Raw genomic sequence first — 460 nt, forward strand, 5'->3', positions numbered from 1 at the left:
CCATCAGCGCTGGCAGGTAACCGGCTGCGGCGACCAGCATAGCCAGCAATGACAGGCTCATGCCCACCCATACCCCCTGCCGGGCGATATGCACGGCATGCCGGGCGATATCCAGTACCTCGACCAAACGATCGAGCCTGTCGACCAGCAGGACCACACCGGCCGCCTGCGCCGAGGCAGTAACCCCAGTGGCACCCATGGCAACTCCGACATCGGCTGCAGCCAACGCCGGGGCATCGTTGATGCCATCACCGACCATCAGCGTCGGTCCACTGCGGCAGCCTTGCTGGACCAGGCGAACTTTGTCCTGCGCAGAAAGCCCTGAACGAAGTTCGTCGATGCCCGCTGTCAGAGCAATCATCTCGGCCGTTTCCGGGCGATCTCCGGTCAGCATGACAATCTTGTCAATGCCGCGGGCACGTAGCAGACGCAGGGTCTGGGGTGTTTCCCGGCGCAGGTC

1 protein-coding gene is annotated in these 460 nt (G+C 63.7%); it reads right to left on the bottom strand.

Features of this window, described 5'->3' with window-relative positions; translation table 11 throughout:
• Nucleotides 1-460, bottom strand: a 460-nt coding sequence (locus tag G3I56_RS42805; protein ID WP_164418953.1) for an HAD-IC family P-type ATPase, incomplete at both ends; no start/stop codon positions are given.

It is taken from the genome of Streptomyces sp. SID12488 (assembly GCF_010548275.1).
In the GTDB taxonomy this organism is placed as follows: Bacteria; Actinomycetota; Actinomycetes; order Streptomycetales; family Streptomycetaceae; genus Streptomyces.